Annotated in this window: 19 protein-coding genes and 3 tRNA genes; 12 read left to right on the top strand and 10 right to left on the bottom strand. The window is 53.8% G+C overall.

Features of this window, described 5'->3' with window-relative positions; translation table 11 throughout:
- Positions 1-39: 39 nt before the first annotated feature.
- The 10 genes from HZU72_RS17730 to HZU72_RS17775 are packed head-to-tail and all read left to right on the top strand — an operon-like array spanning position 40 to position 16,325.
- Positions 40-1,665 carry a hypothetical protein gene (locus HZU72_RS17730; protein ID WP_180094506.1) on the top strand — a complete coding sequence of 542 codons (1,626 nt, stop codon included), beginning with the start codon at positions 40-42 and terminating at the stop codon, positions 1,663-1,665.
- 27 nt (positions 1,666-1,692) lie between these two features.
- Complete coding sequence (locus HZU72_RS17735) at positions 1,693-4,557, top strand: phage tail tip fiber protein (protein WP_180094508.1); 2,865 nt, start codon at positions 1,693-1,695, stop codon at positions 4,555-4,557.
- The gene (locus tag HZU72_RS17740) at positions 4,554-4,901 is read left to right on the top strand and encodes a hypothetical protein (protein WP_180094510.1); all 348 of its coding nucleotides are present in this window, start codon (positions 4,554-4,556) and stop codon (positions 4,899-4,901) included. Before HZU72_RS17735 ends, HZU72_RS17740 begins: the two co-directional genes overlap by 4 nt.
- A gap of 3 nt (positions 4,902-4,904) precedes the next feature.
- Positions 4,905-5,699 (top strand): hypothetical protein, encoded by a 795-nt coding sequence (locus HZU72_RS17745; RefSeq protein ID WP_180094512.1) that lies wholly within the window; start codon positions 4,905-4,907, stop codon positions 5,697-5,699.
- Positions 5,700-5,755: 56 nt separating this feature from the next.
- On the top strand, positions 5,756-6,244 hold the full coding sequence (locus tag HZU72_RS17750; RefSeq protein WP_180094514.1) for a hypothetical protein: 489 nt from the start codon (positions 5,756-5,758) through the stop codon (positions 6,242-6,244).
- On the top strand, positions 6,241-6,861 hold the full coding sequence (locus HZU72_RS17755) for a hypothetical protein (RefSeq protein WP_180094516.1): 621 nt from the start codon (positions 6,241-6,243) through the stop codon (positions 6,859-6,861). Before HZU72_RS17750 ends, HZU72_RS17755 begins: the two co-directional genes overlap by 4 nt.
- A 3-nt stretch (positions 6,862-6,864) precedes the next feature.
- Entirely contained in the window at positions 6,865-7,341 is a 477-nt protein-coding gene (locus tag HZU72_RS17760; RefSeq protein ID WP_180094518.1) for a hypothetical protein, read from the top strand.
- The gene (locus HZU72_RS17765; protein ID WP_180094520.1) at positions 7,338-7,598 is read left to right on the top strand and encodes a bacteriocin; all 261 of its coding nucleotides are present in this window, start codon (positions 7,338-7,340) and stop codon (positions 7,596-7,598) included. Before HZU72_RS17760 ends, HZU72_RS17765 begins: the two co-directional genes overlap by 4 nt.
- 10 nt (positions 7,599-7,608) lie before the next feature.
- Complete coding sequence (locus HZU72_RS17770; protein WP_180094522.1) at positions 7,609-8,874, top strand: hypothetical protein; 1,266 nt, start codon at positions 7,609-7,611, stop codon at positions 8,872-8,874.
- Positions 8,875-8,891: 17 nt separating this feature from the next.
- The gene (locus HZU72_RS17775; protein ID WP_180094524.1) at positions 8,892-16,325 is read left to right on the top strand and encodes an LPD38 domain-containing protein; all 7,434 of its coding nucleotides are present in this window, start codon (positions 8,892-8,894) and stop codon (positions 16,323-16,325) included.
- A gap of 19 nt (positions 16,326-16,344) precedes the next feature.
- Here the strand turns inward: HZU72_RS17775 and HZU72_RS17780 are convergent, their stop codons facing one another.
- The 4 genes from HZU72_RS17780 to HZU72_RS17795 all read right to left on the bottom strand — a co-directional run bounded on the left by HZU72_RS17780 (position 16,345) and on the right by HZU72_RS17795 (position 18,188).
- Positions 16,345-16,563 (bottom strand): hypothetical protein, encoded by a 219-nt coding sequence (locus HZU72_RS17780; protein ID WP_180094526.1) that lies wholly within the window; start codon positions 16,561-16,563, stop codon positions 16,345-16,347.
- A gap of 69 nt (positions 16,564-16,632) precedes the next feature.
- Positions 16,633-17,157 carry a PIN domain-containing protein gene (locus HZU72_RS17785; protein ID WP_180094536.1) on the bottom strand — a complete coding sequence of 175 codons (525 nt, stop codon included), beginning with the start codon at positions 17,155-17,157 and terminating at the stop codon, positions 16,633-16,635.
- Between the two features lies 1 nt (position 17,158).
- The gene (locus tag HZU72_RS17790) at positions 17,159-17,875 is read right to left on the bottom strand and encodes a hypothetical protein (protein WP_180094538.1); all 717 of its coding nucleotides are present in this window, start codon (positions 17,873-17,875) and stop codon (positions 17,159-17,161) included.
- A gap of 58 nt (positions 17,876-17,933) precedes the next feature.
- Positions 17,934-18,188, bottom strand: coding sequence for an Arc family DNA-binding protein (locus tag HZU72_RS17795; protein ID WP_180094540.1), 255 nt, complete (start codon positions 18,186-18,188; stop codon positions 17,934-17,936).
- 66 nt (positions 18,189-18,254) lie between these two features.
- On the opposite strand from HZU72_RS17795, the gene HZU72_RS24250 reads away from it, so the two are divergent.
- Together HZU72_RS24250 and HZU72_RS17805 are read left to right on the top strand one after the other, a co-directional pair.
- Positions 18,255-18,407 (top strand): ribbon-helix-helix domain-containing protein, encoded by a 153-nt coding sequence (locus tag HZU72_RS24250; RefSeq protein WP_371829551.1) that lies wholly within the window; start codon positions 18,255-18,257, stop codon positions 18,405-18,407.
- Positions 18,385-19,464 (top strand): KilA-N domain-containing protein, encoded by a 1,080-nt coding sequence (locus HZU72_RS17805; protein WP_180094544.1) that lies wholly within the window; start codon positions 18,385-18,387, stop codon positions 19,462-19,464. Before HZU72_RS24250 ends, HZU72_RS17805 begins: the two co-directional genes overlap by 23 nt.
- A 271-nt stretch (positions 19,465-19,735) precedes the next feature.
- Here the strand turns inward: HZU72_RS17805 and HZU72_RS17810 are convergent, their stop codons facing one another.
- The 6 genes from HZU72_RS17810 to HZU72_RS17835 form a co-directional block, all read right to left on the bottom strand.
- Positions 19,736-20,635 carry a hypothetical protein gene (locus HZU72_RS17810; protein WP_180094546.1) on the bottom strand — a complete coding sequence of 300 codons (900 nt, stop codon included), beginning with the start codon at positions 20,633-20,635 and terminating at the stop codon, positions 19,736-19,738.
- Positions 20,636-21,098: 463 nt separating this feature from the next.
- Complete coding sequence (locus tag HZU72_RS17815; protein ID WP_180094549.1) at positions 21,099-21,299, bottom strand: hypothetical protein; 201 nt, start codon at positions 21,297-21,299, stop codon at positions 21,099-21,101.
- 46 nt (positions 21,300-21,345) lie between these two features.
- A complete protein-coding gene (locus HZU72_RS17820) occupies positions 21,346-22,581 on the bottom strand; it encodes a tyrosine-type recombinase/integrase (protein ID WP_180094551.1) in 1,236 nt (411 codons plus the stop codon).
- Between the two features lie 161 nt (positions 22,582-22,742).
- Positions 22,743-22,860, bottom strand: a tRNA-Leu gene (locus HZU72_RS17825).
- 69 nt (positions 22,861-22,929) lie between these two features.
- Positions 22,930-23,003, bottom strand: a tRNA-Cys gene (locus HZU72_RS17830).
- 87 nt (positions 23,004-23,090) lie between these two features.
- Positions 23,091-23,165, bottom strand: a tRNA-Gly gene (locus HZU72_RS17835).
- Positions 23,166-23,244: the final 79 nt, after the last annotated feature.

A 23,244-nucleotide genomic window follows, 5' to 3' on the forward strand; every position in this document is an offset into this window, starting at 1 on the left:
GCCGCGGAAGCGGTTTTTTATGCCTGAAAGGTGGGCCCATTGAAAATCCAACACAGCGCCTTTCGTGGCGAGCTACCTATTCTTGATGCTCGATTGCTGCCAGAGAATAACGCCCAGCAGGCGCGTAATGTCTATTTAAAGCGCGGTACGCTTAAGCCTGAGCGCGCTCCTCTTAACATTGAGTCACTGTCTTCGGTAGTAAACCCTTCGACGCTTTACCGCTATCCCAGCGGCAATGACGGACAAGGTTTCTGGCTGACGTGGGGCATGGGGCGCAACGTTAATGTTGTAAAATCGCCGCTGGCTAATGACGACTTTTCCCGAGTGTACTGGACGGGGGACGGCCCACCAAAGATGGGCGGCATTAGCGATATTACCAGCGGTACACCGCCGTACCCGGGCAGTAGTTACCGTTTGGGCATCCCTTTGCCAAACAGCGGGCCTAATGCATCCGCGCCTAGCAACCGCGCACCTGCCGGCGAGCGACCGACCACGATGCTAGAAACCTCTTATGTAGTGACCCTGGTATCGAGGTTTGGCGAAGAAGGTGCACCCAGCGCGCCAAGTAACATCATTGAACGCTGGGATATGGTTAGCGGTGCGCCTGCAGGTGGTGAGGTGCAGCTAGCACTCCCGAGCGTGCCCAGCGGTAGCCATGACATTGTGACGAAACGCATTTACCGCGCCGAGTCCAGTGGCGTGTATCAATACGTGGCTGACGTCAGTGCCGCTACTAGCCAATACAGCGATAGCATTACCAGCGCGCAGCTAGGACGTTCGTTGCCGTCGGTTGAATGGGATATGCCGGATGCTCGCTTGCAAGGATTAACGGCGCTTCCTGGTGGTATTCTGGCGGGCTTCTTTGATAACACGCTGTGCCTTAGTGAAGCGTACTTGCCTCACGCCTGGCCAGTGGCGTACCAGTTAGCGTTTAAAGATAACATCGTCGCGATTGGTGCAACGTCGTCAGGACTGATCGTGGCCACCCAAGGGCAACCCTATCTTGTCAGCGGATCGAGCCCCGAGGCCATGTCGCCTATGCAACTGGATGTTGACCAGCCGTGTCTATCAGCTCGCTCGCTGGTCGATATGGGCGAGTACATCATCTATGCCGGGCATGATGGGCTTGTGGCAGCCGGTGGCCGCGATGCGCGTGTAGTGACCGCCGAAGTTTTTACCCGCGAGCAATGGCAGGCGCTAAATCCGTCCAGCATGCACGCCTACCGTTATGATGGTCGCTATCTGGCGTTTTATGAAGGCGGGTGCATGGTGTTTACGCCCGGCGAGGGCGTGGAGTTCCTGGATATCAATGCGAGCGGAGGCTATTACGACATTGCAGCAGGTACGCTTTACTTGATCCAGGGCAGCACGATCAGTGCATGGGGGCAGGGAGATGCGATGACGTTCACATGGCGTTCTCGTTTACATGAGGCAGCGCCTGGCAGTGCTGGTTTTAGCTGCGGCAAGGTTATTGCATCCAATTACCCGGTGCGACTGATTATCTGGGCTGACGGCAACCAGGTGATGGATGCCGAGATAGTGAGCCCTTCTATGTTTCGCCTGCCGCCTGGCTACACACTTTGCCGTGATTGGGAGCTTGAAATTCAAGGCACCAACGAAGTGCAATCCATGCAAATAGCGACCTCGCCCAGCGAATTAGTTTAAACCTCTTTGGCCCACCGTGAGGTGCCCATGAACCGACGCCGTCGGACATTACCGCCAGTGCCTCCGAAGGCACCGAGCGAGCTACGCCCCCTCATTGCCGCCATGACCGAGATACTTGAAACCGGTGAAGGTGTGCGCGGCGATCCGCTTGATCGCAAGGTAACCCTACGCGACCTACTGGATAGCGGCATTGGAAAGCTAAAGCCGGGGATGCGCCCCAATCAAGATGGCAATTTAGATTCGGGCTTACTGCCGCCAGCGCCTGATTTAAGCATACCGCCAGCGCCGTCGGGTTTTGATGCTCAGGGCGGCTTCTACGGCATGATCAACCTGAGCTGGACCATTCCCGGCCAGCAGTACCGCAACCATGCCTACACCAACATTTTCCGTAGCGAGGAAGATAATTTTTCTAATGCGGAAATAATTGGCCGCGAAGCGGGCGGCTTCTATACCGATTACGTGCGTGATGATGCTGTTGATCCTGACGATCCCACTAAGCTCAAGGGCTATTACTACTGGATTACCTTCACGTCGGTAGTCGACATCGAAGGCCCGCCCAACAGCCCGAACGGCACTTATGCCACGCCACTGGCTGACCTTGGTTATGTGATCGAGTTAATCACGGGTCAGATTGATGAAGGCGTATTAGCGCAAACGTTGCAAACCGAGATTGCCCGTATCGGTGAGTTAGACACTGTGCTGAACGGCCCAGAGTCATTGGACGGCACCGTCGCAAATCGTCTCGCCGAGGAACGGGAAGAACGAATTGCAGGGCTTGATGGGGAGCGGGCCGAGCGCATTGAAAGCCTGACGTTTGAAGCGCAGGCGCGCGCGCAAGCGATCCAGGAAGCGACCGATAATCTGACGACAACCATCACGCAAGCGACCGAGCAGTTGCAGCTTGAGGACAGTCTGCTCGCGTTGCAGCAAGACGTAATGGCTGCCACGTACAACGCTAATGCCGCCTCGATCTACTCGATGGCCCAGGTGCGTATCAATGATAACGAACTGTTTGCTACTCAGATTAACCAGCTGTTTGGGAGCGTGGGCGACAACGAAGCGCTAATTCTCAACGAGCAGCAGATACGCATTGATCAGTTTAGCTCGCTGTCTACCCAGGTCGGAATCCTCTCCGCGCGACTCGAAGCGCGACCCTCGCTGGCAAGCAGCTTTGAGCCTGGCAGTGACTACAATGCGTGGTATGCATCGACTGGCAGCAGCCTAAGCCCTGAAACAAGTGACGTTTACGCGGGGCAGCAGGCGGCGCTTATCGCGTCAACGCTTCCGAGTGCAAACCCGCAATCTGACGGCGTGCGCCGCACGATTAGCCCAGACACAACAAGTGAGTTTGCGGGTAACGAAATACGCCTTTCGCTCTATGCCAAACAGCCCGCGAGTAGTGCCAGCGCTGAATTTGCGGTGGCTTACTGCATTGATGGCGTATTTGGTGAATGGGTGCATTTTAACGCGACTAACGATTACGCATTTTATGATGTAGTCATTACGGTGCCCGCTGACACTGAAGGGCTAGACCATGAGCTAGTGATATGGGGTGATACGTCAGGGGGAGGCGATGGCGTGCTGGTGGATCGGGTGCTGGTCACGTTTGCTGAAACAGACATCCCCGAGGTCACGGCAGCGATTGAGCAGGTTCAGCAGGCCCTTGCCGACCAAGAGCAAGCTGTTGCCAGTGAACTACAAGCGTTTCTATCTCAGCTCGATGCCAATACGGCGTCCATTCAAAACGAAAGCGAAGCACGCGCCACGCAATACGATGCGTTGGCAAGCGACTTGGAAACACTCACCGTCCAGACACAAGACAACACGGCAGATATCGTTGCTGAACGTGAAGCATGGTCAAGTGCCGTCGATGCGCTAGCAGTCGAAGTTGAAGGGTTGATGGCGGCCGTTGGTGACGACGTTGCTCTTATCACGGAGGAGTCAAAGGCGAGGGCGGCAGAGGATGAGCTGCTGGCGGCGGTACAGCGCGTTATCTCTGCCTCCCGGGGCACCGCGTCGGCGACGTTCTACAGCCTTGAAGAAGTGCGCATCGACGATAATGAGGCGACGGCATTACGTATTAATGGCGTAGAAGTGGAGCTGGCCGATGCGTTCTCGGCGATAGAGCAAACGCAGAGCCTCTTGGCGTCTGAATCACAATCACTAGCCAACCAGATTACCACCGTGGCCTCCGAGCTCGGCAGTGATTTATCAGCGGTTCAGCAAACCATCAGCACTGAAGTAAACCGCCTAGATGGCCGCATAAATTCCCAGGCGCAATCGTTGATTGCTGTGCAATCTAGCCTCGACAGCGATATTGCATCGGTTCAGCAGTCGCTTAACACCAATATAAATCGTGTTGATGGTGAGCTGGTCAGCATCGGAGCTCTCTATACTGCCCAAGTACAGGTGAATGGCTTGATAGGTGGTTTTGGCATCTATAACGATGGCACCCAGGTAGATGCTGGTTTCGACGTGGACAGCTTCTTTTTAGGCCGCACCAACGCTAACAAGCGCCGTCCATTCATCATGGATAATGACGTTGTGTACATGAACAACGCCATGATTCGCAACGGCTCTATCCAGGAAGGACAGTTGGGGGCTATCACCATTGGCAAGTTCTTCCTCAATGACGGGTCACCGGTCACTACTGTCGGCGGCCTAATCCGTGCCGACGCTATCGACGCTGATAATTTGAGTGTGGCTGAAGCGGCAACATTTTATGGTTTTGCTGCCTCAAGCGATTGGCCGAACTCAGGGTGGGCGCTTAATCCTAACGGTGACTTTGGTCTTAAATCAGTCAGCACCGGGGGAAGAGTTGAGCAAAATGGTGACGGCATGAGCGTTTATGACTCTAGCAGTCGGTTAAGGGTCAGGATCGGTCAACTATGAGCTTTGGCTTTGAAATATACGGCCCCGGCGGCCAGCTATGGTTAAGTAGCAATGATTTAACGGTTCGCACCGTGGGCTCGTTTAGGCTTTTTGGCACCAGTGGCAATATTTACAACGCTGCCATTAACCCAAACGCTACTTATTCCCTCGCCTTTACCTACTACTACACCGGTGATATTGCGTATCAGGTGGGGCCTGAATACATGGATGCCGTCGATAACATGCCCGCAAGCGGGTTTTTGCCTCCCAGAATAACAGTGACGTTTTACCAAGGCCGCGCTTACTGGCAGAGCTCTTATGATCTTGCGGGGTATGCGTACTTATCAATTTTTTCAACAGGATGAGTCATGGCCTACGGCATCGATATAAGAAACAGTAATGGTCGCGTTCTGATTGATGGTGAAAATCAAAACTACTTTCTAATACTAAGAAGGGCGATCACGGTAACGTTTAACCGGAAGCCGGACAATATTGAGAATGGCTGGTTTCCGAAAACGGTATTTTTCCCCAGCACTATTACTACGCAAATGCCGCCTTACTTGTGCCTTAGGCATACTGGCGGGCGTCCTATTGGAATAACGAAGCTTATCGGATCGCCAGGCAACTGGCGTGGCTTCGATGCTTGCACCAACTTTACTGGCAACCCAGATAGGGTCACTTCATCGGTCAGCAGCAACATTGAATACGAAGTGTATATCAATGCCCAGAATGCTATTGGTGCCGCCATTGCCGCGGGATATTGGTTTGATGCCACGCACGGCATATTAGTCAATGACGCGGGAGGCGGGCGAGTATTCGACTCTCGGCTAATCAACCAGGCAATTATCAGCACTGGCCAGGTGAATACCGGCATTTCAGAATTTGAAGCGCGGCAGAACACGTCTGATCTCAACTCTTACAATTATTTCGAGGCCCGAGAGGGTAATGTGGTGCTGTCATTGCCCAACAGCACGATGATTGATTTTTACCCGCTGATGGGCGTCTACGGCCGACAACACAAGATGCGACCCTTTCTGGTGGGTAATACTGTACGGCTTTATTTTGCTTGGGAGCATCGCCGTTTCTCTGCAACGGTTGGCTTCTATGGCTCACACACCGATGTAACCCCTGGTTATATGCTGACTCGTAGGCAATCGTTCTAAGCGTCCAGCCAATCCTGCTATACTGATCCTTTAAACTGGCTCACCGTGAGGTGCCCATGCCACGTCAAAATGAAGCTGCTTTTTTACGCAGTGTGCTTTGCAATAACGAAGCGGCCGCAGCCTATTGCGAGATGCTGTTTCGTATCTCTCAGACGCTTGATGACCTCATCGATAAAGATAAGCCGGTCACCGATGCCGTGCTGATTCGCACCTTCTGGGAAGCGCTGATCGAGCTGCCCGCGAATCCCTTCTATCGTCAACACGAACCCTACCTTCGCCCACTCATGGCCAGCGCCTTACAAGACTGGCGCGATAGCGCGTGCCTGGAGCGCTCTGATAACCACCACTACAAAACCCTAGCCTTTGTTCTCCGTGACCAACTAACCGGCATGGTGTCCCAGTGTGCCTACTTGGTTGGTGGCTATGAGTGGATGAATAAAGTCAGCCTTTCTATTCGTGATCACTTCCACGAAGACACGCTGGAAGCGTACCTCGATGGGTTTGCTAAACCAGCAGAACCAGATAAAGAGGGAGTCGACTCATGAGCGGAGGCGGTGGTGGTGATAGCAAAGTAAAAGACACACCCGAGCAGCGTCAGCTTGCCCAGGTAGCGGCGGAAAAATGGAACTACGCCCAAGAGAACCTGGCGCCGCTTGAGAACGCCTACATGGAATCCGTAGGCGATATGACCAGCGATGCCAACATGAGCTATATCGCGGGCCGCACGTTGCAAAGCCAGCAGCAGGCGGTAAGTGATGCGAGCGAACAGGCGGGCATGCAGCTAGGGCAAGCGGGCGTTGACCCTTCTAGCGGTCGTTACCAAACGGCCATGAGCGATATTGCACTAGGTGGTGCCAGTGCCGGCGGTGAAACCTTGGGCCGCGCTCAGTTTGAGCAAGAGAATCAGCAGATTCAGGGGCTGCAAAACATCGTGGCCATCGGCCAAGGGGAAAGCGGTCAGGCACAGGCAGGGCTCTCAGGTGTGGCTGCACAATCAGCGCAGGATGCACAACAGACCGCTGCGAATCGTTTCAACCGTAAAAGTGCCAACCTGCAGCTTCTCGGCCAGGTCGCCGGTGCCGGTACCGCTAGCTATATGAACCAGCCCAGCCAGCCTCAAGGGCTAAATCTCTATAACCAAGCAAGCACAGGCGGGGTATAGGCGATGCAATATCAACCCACGCTAGGCCAAATCAATTATGCGCCCTCGGAAGTTGCCCAGCAGCGTGTCGACCCGAGCCAAGCCATGCGCGGTGACCAGGGCGCTTCACAGCTTCTTGGCCAACTCAATCGCGCCCAGTGGAATGACTGGCTCAACCGTTTCTCACCCTACGTTGATGAGCTGGCGAATGTCGCGCAAGACAGCAGCGCGCCCGGGACAGCCGCCGCAAATGCCAGCAGTGCCGTTGGTTTGGCTTACGACAATAGCCAGCAGGGGCTTGACCAGCAGCGCCAAGGGTACGGCATCAACCAAACGCCTCAGCAGCAAGCCGCCGAGCAGCGGCGTACCAGTATCGAGCGCAGCGCCTCCATGGTGAGCGCAGGCAATGAAGCGCGCATCTCTGCCCAAGACAGGCAGGACGCGATACTTGCTGGCGGCATGGGCCTCTCCAACATTCCTGACCGAGTGATGAACCAATGAGCTATGGATTACTAGGCCTTCGTCAGCAAATGGAAGGCGAGGCCATGCAGGGGCTAAGCGACCTCGCTGGCCAGCAGCGTCAGGCCGAAATGCAGGAAGAACAAATGCAGCAGGCAGAGAAGGCCCAAAAGATGAGCGCCGTTGGCACGGGGGCGGGCGTTGGCATGATGGCCGGTATGCAGGCAGGTAGCGTTGGCGGGCCTGTGGGTGCTGCGATTGGTGCGGGTATAGGCCTACTTGCCAGTTCGATTTTCTAGGGAGAAGACCATGAGAGGACTCGATACACGTGGCTTGGCAAGTGGTTTCGCGCAAGGCTTTGGCTTGATGGATCAGTTTCAGCGCGGCCAGAAGGCAGACGAGCGCGCTGACCAGCAAATGGGCATGCAGGAAGAGCGCATGGACATGCAGCGCGAACAGTTCAGCGCCCAGCAGGAAGACGTAACCCGGCAGCGCGACATGGAAAATATTCAGTTCATGCTTGGGAAAATTGGATCTGGCATGGAAGTCGGTGAGGACGAGCTAGAAACCCTGCGCAAATATCCCAAGTTTTGGTCAGCGCTCGATCCTGAAACCGATAACTCAATTAATCAGGCAATGTCGATCATTGACCCTGACACCCCAGTGGATGCCAACGACCCCGAGAGTCTGGACGCACTCAATCAGATGTTTGGCGCCGAGATTAACCGCGGCGAAGGCGGGCAAAAGCGTGTGGTCGGCATGTATCCGGCGCCGGATGGGCAAAGTGTCGCGCTTGAGCTGGAGGTAACTGGCGAAGATGGTAACACCTACCGCGCACCTATGACCGAGGGTCGTGGAACCGCTGATGATGACCTGGTGAAGTATGTGCCCGTTGAGAAGCTGGTAGAGCAGGTGCAGGGCATGCGCATGCTACGTAATACGATGCGCTCTCCAGAAGCACAGCAGCGCGCTACTCAAGTGTTAGGCCTGCTGCGTGGTGACAGCAACGAGCAGTGGGAGCAAGTAGAAGGCCCGGGCGGATCGATCCTTCAGCGAAATACAAGAACCGGTGAAACTAAGCAGGTGCTTGGACGTGCGCCTCAGCCGCGGGCTGGCTACTCGAATCGCGAGCCAAGCAACATTACAGAGGCCCGGCTGCTTGTCGAAGAGGGTGTTTACGAAACCTTTGCTGATGCTTATGCCGCCGTTAAGTCAAGCGCCGGGCAGAACAATGACTATTCTCGCTCAGAAGACCGCATTGACGCGCTCCGGAACCGCGCTGGGGACTTGGAAAAGTTTATCCAAGGCGATGCGGCAAGGATGCCTGACGATGAAGAGATGGCCCAGGCGCAAGAAGAGCTGCAATCCATTAATCAAATGATTCGAGAAAGCGAAAACCAAACATACGGCATCGTGATGCCAGGCCAAGGTCAGCCTGCTCCTTCATCCCAAGCCCCGGAAGAACAAGGCGAGACCTCGCCACCTCAGCGAGAGCGCGGCTTAAGACCCGGCCCGGCGCCTAGCGGAGAGACTAACGAAGATCCCGCCGCCGCCATTTTGAACAAGTACTTCTAATCACGAAGGAGCCGCGTGTGAACGCCGCCGAAAATCGCACCCCGCCAAAATGGACGGATATTGCCAACGATCCGGATTTCCAAGCTGCTGATTGGCAAACCAAACAGCGTGTGCGCGGCGAGTTCTATCGCCGCGCAATTGAGCCTGAAGTGCCTGAGTCACTGCGGGCGGATGTTCAAAGCCAGTTCTTTACCCGCACTGAGGTAGATGTTTTTGGTGAGCGAGAAAAGCAGGCCAGCGCTGATGAAACCCAGCCCGACACGCCTAATCTAGCCAGCAACGCGCTGCGCAATGCGGGGGAGCGAGGTCTAGATTTGGTCGGCAACGCTATTCAGTTCGCTGGCAATGTTGCCGAAAAGGGCGAGCAGCGTATCACCGAAGCCCTGGGCGGCATTAACCCTGGTGTCATTGGTGGCAGCGCAGAAGAAATGCGCTCGCGCGGCTATGAGCCGGACGTTGAGCTGGGTGGTTACGGGCTCGACTTCACGATGCGCGCCAAGCCAGAGGACACCCGCACAGGACTTATTGACACTGGCCAATCGGTTGAGGATCTCACCCTTGGCTACCAGCCCAATTACACGATTGACCGCGCTCTGGATAAGCCAAGCATTAAAACCATCGCAGGCGCTGCTGCTGAACAAGGCCCAGCCGCGCTGGCAGATATGGCAGGGTTAGTGGTTAGCTTGCCCGCCTACTTGGCAGCTCGTACTCAAGAGATCGGCGAAGGTCGTGTCCGCAACGATGGCCGCGAAGGAATGCCGGAAGGCCGCGATTATGCTGTCTCCGGCCCCACGGCTGCGGCTTCTGTGCTGCTAGACCGCTTTGCATTGGGTCGCTTACTGCCGGGGGGTAAGAATGCAGTGACCAGCGCGCGGCAAATCCCCGGCGCCGTTGGGCGCGCTGCTGGCACGGAAGGCCTGACAGAGGCGATTCAAGAGGGCGGCATTGAATACGCGGGAGAATCCGTAGGCACTGAGGCAGGCTGGGATCCTGTTACCGCTGGTCGCCGTGCCGCGGGCGGCGTGATCGTCGGTGCGCCCACCGGCGGCGCTGTACGAGGTGCAACGGCAGCCATGGAAATGCGCGGAAATAATCAGAAAGCAAGCGAACAATCAGAGCCGAGCGACGCGCCCGCTGAACAGTCTTCTCCCGACCCACAGGAAGTGCCGTCCCCAGGAGCTGAAACCGCCAATGTTGAGGCCATCGGTACCGCTGCCGAACTAATCGCCAAGCCTCGCTTTGAGTTATCATCAGTTGAGCGCGAGGTGCGCGATTCCATAAGCTATGGCGATGCTTTTAAAGCCCTGCGCGCTGCCGCTGAAGAGCGTGGCGATAGCGACGCCGTTGCCGAGTTGGACGCCGTTAGTGGTGAGGTTTCTGCTGCACTGGAAGCGGAAACCATGGCGCGCACGCGCAACGATAGCGAGGCCTTTACGCCTATTCGTGAGCAGCTGAAAAGCGCCTCCGAGCGATTCACACGTGTAATGGATCGCCTGAATACGCCTGAGGCCAACAGTGAAGTCAGCCCATCCACCGCTAACGAAGAGGGTGATGCTCAGTGGGAAGAGGCATGGCGTGAACAAGCGGCTGAAGACGGCATTGCCGACTATGATCCCAATGCCAATCTACCCGACACCACGATTGATATTGATGGCCAGCAGGCTGCTGACAGTGAGTTATCTTCGCCTGCAGCGCCCGGCATACCGCGCCAAGATGAGCAGTCAGATGAAGCGCTACAATCCGCGCCTCCGCAAGCTAGCACCGAACCCGCTCTTGCCCCTGATCAGCCTTCAGTAGACCCTGATACCAAGACACCGCGCCGTGTGCCCGTCGAAAGCATCCAGGTAGATCCACAGGCCTACCAGTTTAGAACCGAAGTCAACGAGCAAGGCGTGGACAACCGCCTTGAGGGCGTTCAAAAGTGGGACGATATACGTGCTGGTAATCTGATTTTGCATGAGCGCACCGATGGCACCCTGTATGCCGCCGATGGACACCACCGTATTAACCTTGCCCGCCAGCTTGAGCAGTCTGACGTGAATGCCATTGTGCTGCGCGAAGCCGATGGCGTGACGGTAGAGGATGCGCGGCGGGAGGCCGCAGAAGCCAATATTGCCGCTGGCAGCGCTACGGCGATTGATGCCGCCAAGGTGTTCCGTAATAGCGAGGGAGACACGGATACAATTATTCATGATAGCAATCTGCCACGCACCCGGCTTGTGCGTGATGGTGCTAACATTGCCAAGCTCGATACTGAGTCGTTTGGTGCTGTGCTCAACAAGGTGATTACTGAAAAGGATGGCGCTGTCATAGGCCGTTCGTTTTCTGATCCCGACCAGCAGCTTGCTGCCGTAAGCGTATTCCAGCGAGTGAAGCCGACCAACGATAATCAGCGCGAATTGCTGGCCAACGAAGTACGCCAGGCAGGCTTTACCGAAAGCCAAGGCGGGCAAGGCGGCCTGTTCGGTGATGACCCGGCAGAATCTCTGATCGGTGAGCGCGTCAAGGTGATGGACAGCTTACGCCAAACCCTGGTGCGGGATCGTCGTCTATTCGCTACGCTTAATGACAATGCGCAAACCGCCGAGCAGGCAGGTAACCGCATTGCCGAGGATAGCAACAACGCCTTACAGGAAACCTCCGCAGAAGCGATTGCACTGCTTGAGCGGGCAACCACTACGCCAGTAATCAACCAGCAGATTAATGATGCCGCGCGCCGTGTTAAAGACGGTGAAACACTGGCCAGCGTGACGCGGGAATTAAAGGAGACGCTACTTAATGGCACTGACAGCACAGCAGCGAGCGAAGGACGTACACCAGCACCTAGCAGCGGACAGGTTGATCAAACAGGGCAAGACGCTGGACGAAGTGAACCAGTACCTGCAGTCAACGACACACGAACAGCGCGTGCAAGAGAACAACGCTCACGCCCTGGAGCAGGAGCGCAAGCAGAACCAGCGTTAACCCTAAAATCTGACGGCAGCCCTTTCCAGACACGCCGCGCGGTCGAACTATCCAAGCGGTTCCGAGATACGCCGAATGCGCAGCCCGTTGAAGTAGATGGCGGATGGGGTTTTGCTGTGCAAGATGCTACGCAAGAACCCGCTGACATTGCCGCGGCTGAACCAGAAACCTTACTTGAAACCCAGACAGAAGAAAGCCTTGCGCAGCGTGAGCAGCAAGTACAACAGGCCGAGCAAACGGAAGCCGACCAGCGCCGAGAGCAAGAGCAGCGCGCCCAGGCAGACCGGGACGCCGATGACTTTGTATTAAGTGGTAGCAACCGGCCTAACGATATTGCTGAATCACGCGGGCAGAATGATATTTTCGATTCTCAACCTGCGCCTCCTGTAGCTTCAACCAGTGCCCGTAAGCCTCGAAATGAGCTGACACCACGCCAAATGCGTGTAAGCGAAGCGTTTGGCGGCGCTGTGGCTGGCGACACTATCAACCTGCTCACCGATGTCGGCTACTCCAAGGCGGGTAACGCCTACGTCATTGATTCGATCAACAAAGACGGAACGCTTCAAGCCACCAACGTTGAGCGTGGCAGTTCGGTGCTGATAAGCCAGGGCGATTGGACGCTGGCAACACGGCGCACCAAGGCCCCCATTTCGGACGTCGTTAGAAAAGCCGATCAAGATGATGCTCGCTATTCAATGGCTACTGAGAGCGCCGCTGTGTCACAAGCGCCCAGAGTGGCTGACATAACAGCAGCGTTAAAGGGCAAGCCTGAGTTTGCAGACACCCGCGTCATTCAATCAGCCACCGAACTACCTTCTGATGCGCTTATGGGCATGGTGCTTCGCGGCATTAACCCGACAGACGTACGCGGCATGTTTGTTGGCGGTGAGCTGTATGTTGTCGCTGATAACATGTCCAGCGTGGACGAGGCGGTACGCACCGCCATGCATGAATCAGTGGGCCACAAAGGGATGCGAGGCGTGCTGGGCGCTGAGCTTGAGCCTCTGATGCTAGAGGTTTACAAAAGCCACACTCGATCCCAGGCAGGGCGGGACAATATCGCCGCCATTCAGGCAGCGTATCCGTTTATCGATGTAACGACCCATAAGGGGAAAGTGACGCTAGCCGAAGAGTTGGTGGCTCACTACATCGAAGACAGCAATGGCAGTCCAACGCTAAGCCAGCGCATCAAGTCCACTGTTCGCCGATTACTGCGCAAGCTATTTCCTAACATCGAGTGGCGCACCAATGACATTCTGGCGCTGGGTGAGCAATCACGCCGCTGGTTGCGTCGCCAGCAGGCACAGCGTGACCTCTCCTGGCAAGATGAAACGCTCTATAGCTTGATGGAGCAGCAGTCCTCGATCACGCACCGTGAACTCTCTAAACAACTGCGTGATGAATACCCCGGCTTAAAGCTAGATATGGCTGGCCGCGGCCAACGTGTGACTATTTCTCGCATTGTCTCGCCCGCACAAAACGAAGGCACTGGTTCCGAAGTAATGCGGCGCCTAGCGCATTGGGCGGATGCTAGCGGCAAGACACTCGCGCTGACACCCTCTGCTGACTTTGGAGGTAATGTTAATCGTCTACGCGAGTTCTATAAGCGCTTCGGCTTCATTGAGAACAAGGGCCGCAATAAAGACTACGAAATCAGCGAGACCATGTACCGGGAGCCTGACCACGGCGTGGGTGAGCAGCGCTTTAGCCTGAGCGCGCCGCCAGGAACAATTGGCGGCAAGTTCTCCAACACTGATAGCACCAAGTTTGCGATGCCGGATGAGGCGCTAGCAGACACTGCCATTCGCAAGATGGCTGATAAAATGCGACCGCTTAAAATATTGGAAGACGCAATTCGGCGCAGTGGGCGCACGGTTGAAGAAGAGGCTGATGCTTACCTGGCTGAGGAACTTTTTCACGGCAAGGCCGAATATGACCTGCGTCAGTTGCGTGAGCAGTACGTGGAGCCACTGGCGGAAGGATTGGCGAACTATAAAATCAGTCAGTCTGAACTTGATGATTATCTCTACGCACGCCACGCCCCTGAGCGTAACGCGACTATCGCAGAGCGCAACCCTGATAAGCCTGACATGCAGGATGGCGGGTCTGGCATGACCAACGCCCGGGCGGCAGAGATTATCGACAAGGTGACCAAATCCGGCAAGCAGGCTGAATACGACCGCCTGGCCAAGATAGTCTATGACATGACCCGGTTACGGCGTGACGCGATACGAGAAGGTGGGCTGGAAGATGACACGGTTGTGGATGCTTGGGAAGCGTCGTGGCAGTACTACGTGCCGTTAAAAGGCAATGCTGCCGATGAGCCAGGTCGCCCTAAGACAGGGCGCGGCTTTGAGGTTAGTGGTCGGGAGTCACGTACTGCAGCAGGCCGTAAGAGCATCGCTGACTCACCCTCATCCCAAGTTATCGTCGATGCCAACGAGTCGCTTATCCGCCGGCGCAAGAACGAAGTCGCGCAGTCGCTTCTCTCATTAGTGACAGATCATCCCAATCCTTCACTGTGGGAAGTCTTTACCGACAGCAATCCAGACACGCAACGTACCCCGGTAACCATTACCGATCCCGACACTGGCAAGAGTCGTATTGAGGTGCAAGAGCGGCCTGTAAATATGACGGGTAACGACAAGTACTTCAAAGTGAAGCGGGCAGGGCGCACGTACTATCTGAAGATCCACGATGAGCGCCTAATGAACGCCATGCGCAATGTGGGGCCTGAGAATAATGGCTTGCTAATCCGTATGGCCAGCACCGCCACGCGGGCAATGTCGGCCATGATGACCAGTTATAACCCTGAATTCATGCTGACTAACTTCACTCGGGATGTGCAAACTGCGCTGCTGAATCTAACAGCAGAGCAGACGCGTGACGACGGCAAGATTAAAGGTGAGGCCATCGTTCGCCAAACGGCGCGCGACATTGGCCCTGCCATGAAGGCCGCCTGGAGAGGCCTGCAAAACAAGCCCAGTAAAAACGACAGTGGCCGCGAATGGGACACTTGGTTTAAAGAGTTTCAGGAAGACGGCGCCAAAACGGGCTACTTCGATATGAAGGATATCAGCTCACAGGCAAAGGAAATTCAATCTATGGTGCGCCGCTCTGATGGCACCACCATGTCGCATATGTTGAAGGCGCGTAAGAAAACCGCTGACTTTGTTGAAAACATGAACGGAGCCGTTGAGAACGCGGTGCGCCTCTCGGCCTATGCCAATGCGCGTCGCGCAGGCGTTTCTCGTAAACAGGCGGCCAGCTTGGCCAAGAATATGACGGTCAACTTTAACCGTCGCGGGGAAGCGGGCACGGCACTCAATGCGGCTTATATGTTTGCCAACGCCTCTATCCAAGGCACTATGAACTTCGCTCGCACCATGGTAACGGCTAAGAACACGCCGGATGGTAAAAGCCCGATGAACGTATGGGCGCGCGCCAATATGGCGCAGAAGCTAGCGTTTGGCATGGCGTCAGGTGCGTTTGCCTTGGGCTTACTCAACCGGTGGGCATCTGAAGAGGACGAGGATGGAGTGCTGTTTTATGACAAGGTTCCCGACTATGTCAAAGAGCGCAATATCGTCATCATGAGCAGCCTGTGGGGCGGCGAGCCTGACGACTTCGTGTCGATCCCGTTGCCTTACGGTTATAACGTGTTCTCAGTGATTGGCACCCATGCCGAAGCGGTTACTGCGGGTACGCTCGATGCGGCCGAGGCGGCTAAAAATCTAGGCCTAGCAATTCTCGGCAGCTTCTCGCCCATCGGCTGGGAAGATTCAGACAGCGCGACTGGCTTGCTTATGAAGAATCTGACGCCAACTCTGGTACGCTCATTCGCTCAAGTGGGTTTCAATGAAGATTTTGCAGGCAGGCTGATATACAAAGATGACTTGCCGTTTGGAACGCCCACGCCGGAAAGCTCGCGCGCCATGCCCAGCACGCCAGAACCCTATAAGGCTATTGCAAGCTTTCTTAATAACGTGACCGGTGGTAGCGAGTACCGAACCGGCAGTGTGGATATCAACCCCGATGTCATGCAGCACCTGGTCAACTACTACGGCGGCGGCGCCTGGGGCTTTGTCGAAAAGACGTCAAGCTTTGCTGCCCGCGTAGCTACTGGCGAGGAGATCGAGCGGTACCGGATACCATTTGTGGGACGCTTTGCCAGCAGTACTTCGCCTTACCGAGATCAAGGGCTGTTCTATGATCGCCGCGATGAGCTCGGGCAAATCGCCAATGAGGCCGACGCACTAAAAGGCCGGGAGCGTATCGACTTTCGGCGCGATAATATTGAGCAAATCCGGCTATTTAACCGCGCCAAGAATATCGAAAAGCAGCTGCAAGAGGATCGCAAACGGCGAGACCGCATTCAAGAAACCGAAACGCTCAGTGATGAGGCTAAGAAGAACCGGATAGAGTTGATTGAAAAGCAGATGAAGCGCCGAGTAGATGACTTTAATCGGCGGTATAACGAGCTGTAGTGAGGAAAGAGTGCAGCCCTCAACGATCCCATTGGTTTTGGTGAGGGCCTGTATCTAGCATATCCATCCGCGTCTCCCAGTCGTCAACCAGTCGGCGCTGCTGGCTCTCTGGCAGCATCTGGAAAAGCATTTGCGTTTGCTGGCGTAGCTCCGATATGTCTTCTCTAGCAGCAAAATACAGGCCTGCAAAAAGCGTTGAAGCAAAAAATAGCAATAGAATTATGCCGTTCTTATCCATAGCAGCCTCTTATTAAGCTAAGCATTCGTTTGAAGGTTAATAGACAGAGAGGTGAACAGCGAGGGCCTGCTATTGCTCAGAAAACTCCATAGCTTTCTGTGCTGGTATTGGTTCAATATCTGCTAGCGACTTAGCGACCAATCCAACACGGCCTGCTTTTTTGAATACTGTTTTATCGTGCGTCCAAAGCTCTTTGGCACCATTTGATATAGCAATGGCTACTACTTGCCGATCAACCGCGATCTTGGCTTTAGATTCTCCGCCTTTTTTCAACTGCTTAGACTCTTGGGCATCAAACAGTCTTGCGCATTCGATAATACTTTTCGTATCAAAAGGCACGATAGATAGCGAAGTGACGCCATTGACGAAATTGATATAGCTTTGCTGATGCTCAGGTTCGACTTTCACCAGCACTTCGGCCATCACTGGAGCAGGAATTAGTAGCTGGAAGCCAGGCTCGCTAAACCGCTCGAAGAGGGCATCTGCACGTCCTTCAGCATTAGTGATTTCTTGTTTTGTTCTTGGGCAATACAGGCTGTTACCGATAATTCCAAGAAGCTGCATAAGTACATTGGCGTCTAGCGCTGCCTTCACGCTACCTCCTGTAGTCGAAGATGTTGGCGTGAGACTGGTCGGCAGGCTCTTGCTTGATACCTCCAAGCTTCCTCAGCTTAAGCAGCGCATCTTTAGCCGACATGTGTTCGATGATTTCGTAACGCTCTATTGTTATTTTGGCTAACCGCCAATTACCAGGCTTCTCTGAAACCCACTCGCCTTCACCGTGAGCGTGAATGTATTGGTAAAGTGAAGCTCCCAACTCTTTTGATAGCGCTACACTTGTTTGGGCATAAATGATTTCACCTTCTAATGATGAAAGGCGAACCGGTACAGTGTCATCAGTGCCGCCAACACGGAATACTTTACCCTTGATAGAGGTAGGCATTGATTGCCTAAGTTCGTCCTTTTTGGGTCGAGCATTGCGCGAGGCTAACCGGATAATTTCCTGGTCATTCACGCTGAATGAGCCTGAGTAGCCGTCGGCATCCATTAGGCTGACTACTTTCTGATAGGCCTTCCGGTAGGTTTGAGCACCTACATTGCGGCTCGCATTGACGACGCGACTCTTAACCATGTCTGCATGATCATCGTCCACCATGAAATTCAAACAGGCGCTACCCTCATCTACGCCGTCTAGATACAGCGTATCCGCTGAACCGTAGAGGTCAGCTAGTTTTTTGAGGTACTCACCTAGCCGTTTAATATTCAGGCTATCGGGGCGAGCCTCATTGAGCTTGAGGGTGATTTTTTGCATGTTTTAACAGTAGCTAAATTCGAGCGGTTTTGATAGATGAATAAAGTGAAGGTTTAGGTTACTTATTGTCTTTCCGCTTGATCTCAAAATTATTTTTCAGCTCATCAAGCATCTTCCCGAATTCCCCCACCACCTTCTCAAGCTCATCTTCGGCTTTATCCCGGCTGCTCAAAGACAGCTCGAAGCTTTCCTGTAGGCGCGCAACAATTTCCGCGTTCAATGAGCGGTGATTTTTGTCTGACTCCTCTTTGAGCTTTTCGTAAAGCTCGTAGGGAAGGCGGAATTGCGATCTGAAGGTATCATCTTTTTTCATAGTGACAGCTTGACACTATTAAATCCGGTTCGTATAGTGACAAAGTGTCACTAAAAAGAGGTTCCAATGCACACATATCGGACACAAGTCCGCTTCCCTGATCAATCTTTGGCTGAGCGTATCAAGCGAGAGGCTGAAAGTCAGCAGCGCTCCATGAACGCTCAAATTTTGCATCTTATCAAAAGAGGGTTAGACAGTGAGCAAAAAGCAGCAGGCTAAAAACGAAGAAACCCCAGGTGCTGGAACACCTGAGGCTTCGATACCACACCAAACATCTACGAAAGGTGACGCTATGAATTCTAGCATCAATTCAGTTCAAAGTTGCAATTTCGATACTAAATTGCCTGTTATTGCTGGGTATGAGATTACGACCGACGAGCAAGGTCGATTCAGCTTAAATGCAATTCATAAGGCAGGGGGAGCTGAAAAACGTAAGCGCCCATCCCTATGGATTCAGAATCTGCAAACCAAAGAGCTGATTGCTGAGATGATCGACCAAAGCAGGAATTCCTGCTTTGCCGACTCAGACCAAAACCAGGATTTTGGCTTAGCCCCCATTGAAGCAAAGCACGGAGGCAGAAACCCAGGCACCTACGCTCACGAACTGCTAGCCATAAGCTACGCCGGATGGATCAGCCCCAAGTTTCAGCTTCAAGTTAACCAGGTGTTCCTCGATTACCGCATGGGAAAACTGCAACAGGCAGAAACAAAGCCCACTTACGAGGCCCTACCAAACCCTCTTACTCCAGCCCACCAGCGGGGCATCCAAAAAGCAGTAGGGCGCCGCTGCTTTAATTTCCCAGAGCCAGCGCGACCCAAAGCCTACAAGCGCATCTATTCACACTTAAAGGATCGCTTTGGCGTGGCGAAGTATGACCAGATTCCCGACGAGCGTTATACCGAGGCGCTGGGCGCGGTCGAGTCATACTCATTCAACGGCGACTTCCTAGAGGCCGAGGCGCTGCCTGAAACCAAACAGGTTAAGGTGCTGGATCTCGACGCATGGCTTGATATGAATTTTTACATCAAGCACCGCCAGATGGATTCGCGGCGCGTGCTGATCACGCCTAAATACCTCGTTGACTCGGAGTACTGTTCTCCAACCCTGCGACTGGTCAAAGAATTGGAAGCAGAAGGGCACAACCTGGATGCTTGCCGGTTAGAAGTGCTCAGCCTGCGGCACCATCTTTCAAGCTGCATGAGCAAAATCGAGCAGATGATGGGGGTTGCTCAGGGGATTAATGGGCAGGGGGTGAGCTTTACTCGCCAGAATTAATATGCGCATCTAGGCTTGGCGAGGGCCCTGCTATCGGTAAGCAGCAAAAGGGCCGCATCAGCGGCCCTTTTATATAGTATCGATATGTTATTTTTTGCTAACAGCCTTTTTCATTGCTCGCATAGCAGCTTCTGTTTCTTGCCTTGAGGGCTGTTGGCGCTCTTTTCCAGATGATTGCGTAGCGGTAGAAACGTAACCAGAGCTTTGGTAGAAGCTAGGATCGCGAGGTCTAGAAGTATTCGAAAACACAGAGCTGCTAGCATTCGACAGGTTAATCATCATGATTGAATCCCGTGTGTTTGTGGATGAGCTGTGGCTCATTGAGCATGGTGAATTCTTCACCTCGTCTCAGGACTCCGATGTGGGTTCTTCCGCCAACTGTAGCAATCCCTGGCTCAAAGCGCTGCATGCCTGACTGAGTATTGACCAACATCTCTACAAAATCGATAGCATATTGCGTTGGAAGATTCGCAAAATCTATATTTGTTTTACTAACTCGCAAAGCTTCATTATAAACATTGGGATCAACTCCTCGGTTATGAACCAGATCATGCTCAAGAGAGCCGTCTGCACCGATGAGGAGCCGGTGGACGAAATTTGCTTGTCCTGCCCATGCAATCCCAGGCTGGCCATCGTACTGCAGATTCATACTGTTTTCCAATACATCGACCCTATAGACACGTCCTTCACCATTAGGTTCGAAGCCAGCAATTAGAAACTCTACGTTCGGGTACTCATGGAATGACTTTCCGGTTGACGACTCAACATACCCAACAGTAATTTCCCACTTATCTCGAACGTACTGGAGAAAAGCGCCTGCGACCTCTTCTACCGTGGTTAGATTATTCCCACTCTCTCGACGAAATTTATTGGCGTGTTCAGCTATGGTCATGTTTTCAAGGATAGCTAGCCCAGCCGTCACAGCAGCAACCTGTATATTCTGCTCACTTAAGCAGAACATCTTTCTAACTCCGCCGAATACTGTGGTTACAGCCGTCGATGCCATGCCTTTAAAGACGAAGTTGCCATGCTCATCTTGAACCGGGCGCCCATTGTCATCCATAACGAGCTCCACATCGCGGGCTTTGAAAACTGGTTCTGCCATACTCGAGAGGCTATCACAACCCAAAACAATTGCTTCTGAGGTGGCTAGTGCGATGTTGATTGTCATGTTGTTTTCCGCAGGCTAATTAGACTATGTGGGCATAATAAGCAGATTCTAAAAGGCTAATTAGATCTTAAAATTGACCTTGTTTCTATTTTTCAATGCCCAGCTGGGGAGGGCACGCAGCTTAAGGGGGGTATATACGTGATCTATGCTGAGTCAGAAGATCCGCCTACGGACAATTTATTACGGCTCAAATCTTCTCGCCGTCCTACCTTTCTCAGCACCTTGATTGCGAGCCCTACGCCACACACCTTCCTGAATCATATCAGTACGTCGCAATAGAAACAGAGTAGTCCCTGCAGTCATCACATCGCTACTATTCAGCCATGATGGTTTGCACCTACCACTATATAGATAGCCCCGATAAAGAACGTGATACTCGATCACGATGTTCGTGGGGAAGCCTTTACGCAGATTCTTCCAGCCCCGGCGCTCCAGAGCTTTACGCCATAACGTAGCGCGGTATCTACTGGCCTCGGTTTCTTCGCTCATCGGCCATGTCGTCCAGACGTTCAATAAACTCAGGCTTCGGTACCGACACACCAGACAGCTCTTCAATGCGTGCGGCAGCTTCACGACATACACGATGGCTTGGACTTGAACGCAACCCAGCAATCAGCTCTTCATCGGTCAATTTTCGGCGGAAGTAGTCGGCGGGGTTTTCCATGGCAGGCTCCTGATAAGATAATTTTTTTCAGGATAGCAGCGCGGGGTTACGCCATCACCTGGTCTCTAAATGATTGTTTACTCTCATCGCTCATGCCTTCCGCTAGCGCATCCAAGTAGTCCGCGTACCATTGCATCATTACCTGGCGTTGAGCGAAGTACGCCGCCTGATTGTAAACCCCAGCCAGCCCCGCTTCCTTGTGAGCTAGCTGGGCTTCTACATAGTCTTTATTCCAGCCGTGTTCGCGCAACAGCGTCGATGCCGTATGCCGCGATCCATGCCCCACCATCCTATCCTTGTATCCCACCAGCTTAATTACTTTATTGAAGGTGGCGTCGCTCATGATTGTATTCACAGCGCCTTGACCAGGGAATACCCAGCGCTGGCGACCGGTCACCTCATGCACTTCATGTAGTATCTCGATAACCTGACGCGGGAGTGGCACCAAGTGGTCGCGCCGCGCCTTCATCTTTTCGGCGGCGATGGTCCAGACGCCGTTTTCAATATCCAACTCCGGCCATTCCATGTGTCGAACCATGCCCGGGCGTGAAGCAGTATAGAGAATGATCCACACCGCCTTCACCACAATGCCTCGGCTTTTAGACTGGCGGAGGGCACGCAGAAAGTCGGGCAGCTCTGGCTCTAATAAATGAGGGTAGTGCTTTGCCTTGGGTGGCTCGGCGGCAATATGTCGAAGCTCACTAGCGGGATTCACTTCGCACTTACCTTGCGCCACGGCTAGCGAAAAGATTTGACTAAGCCATGACCGCACCTTTCCTGAAATGACATGAGCGCCACGCTTTTCAAACGTCGCTTGAACCTCAGCGCAATCGCGGCGGGTAATTTCATCTAGCGGCATGTGCCCAAGTGCCGGGAGGATATCCTTATCCAGGTAAAGGCGCATCTGGCGAGTGGTGCCATATGCGCGACCGGCATCTAGCTTTCGCTGGTACCAGTTCTCGGCCGCTTCGGAAAAAAGCGGCTTATCTTGTATCCCGTCGCTGTATCCTTTGATGTCGTGACCATCGGCAGCTAGGGCTAAAAGCTCCTGTGCTTTTTTGCGGGCCAGCTTGCCGGATACAGAGGGGAAGGCACCCATGCCATGCCAAGCCCATTTGCCGTTAGGCCGCTTGTAACGCAGGTTCCACGACTTAGAGCCATTAGCGCGCACGCGAAAGTACAGCCCGCTGCTGTCCTTTTCCTGATAATCCGCTTCTTCCGGCTCTAGCGAAGCAAGCACGGTGTCGGCAAGAGGGCGGCGCTTTATCTGGGAACGCTTCATCGTGATCTCCATGTATCCAGAATAACGAAGGATACAAGCGAGGATACACAATACAAGTTATTTATTTGGGTTGATCTGGGGAGATATGGTCTAGGCTTGGAGGGAAAAGAAAGGCATTTCAGAGGGTTATGATTGATTCGGAGAGATATGGTTTAAGAGAATGGTGCCCGGAGCCAGCACCTAACTTATCAAGCGAAACAATGCGNGGACTTGAACCGGCACGGGGTTGCCCCCGAGAGATTTTAAGTCTCTTGCGTCTACCGATTTCGCCATCCGGGCTATACATCACAAAAAAATCACATCGCAATGCTGTTTCGTTCTACTTAAAACACCACTGCTACACAAAGATGGAGGCTGGAGTCGGAATCGAACCGGCGTACACGGAGTTGCAGTCCGCTGCATAACCACTCTGCCATCCAGCCTCAAAAGTCGTTGGAGCGGGAAAGTAGATCCGACCGGGCTGGCGTTCCAGCTCACGACCCTCTCTTGCTTTACCACGCTATCCAAGATGGAGCGGGAAAGGAGATTCGAACTCCCGACCCTCGCCTTGGCAAGGCGATGCTCTACCACTGAGCTATTCCCGCTCGACTCGAGGGCGAATTATACGGATCGCCGCCGTGTTGTCAATCAATGAATTAGCGTGTGTTCCTTATTTACTTATCA

It is taken from the genome of Vreelandella sedimenti (assembly GCF_013416325.1).
Classification (GTDB): domain Bacteria; phylum Pseudomonadota; class Gammaproteobacteria; order Pseudomonadales; family Halomonadaceae; genus Vreelandella; species Vreelandella sedimenti.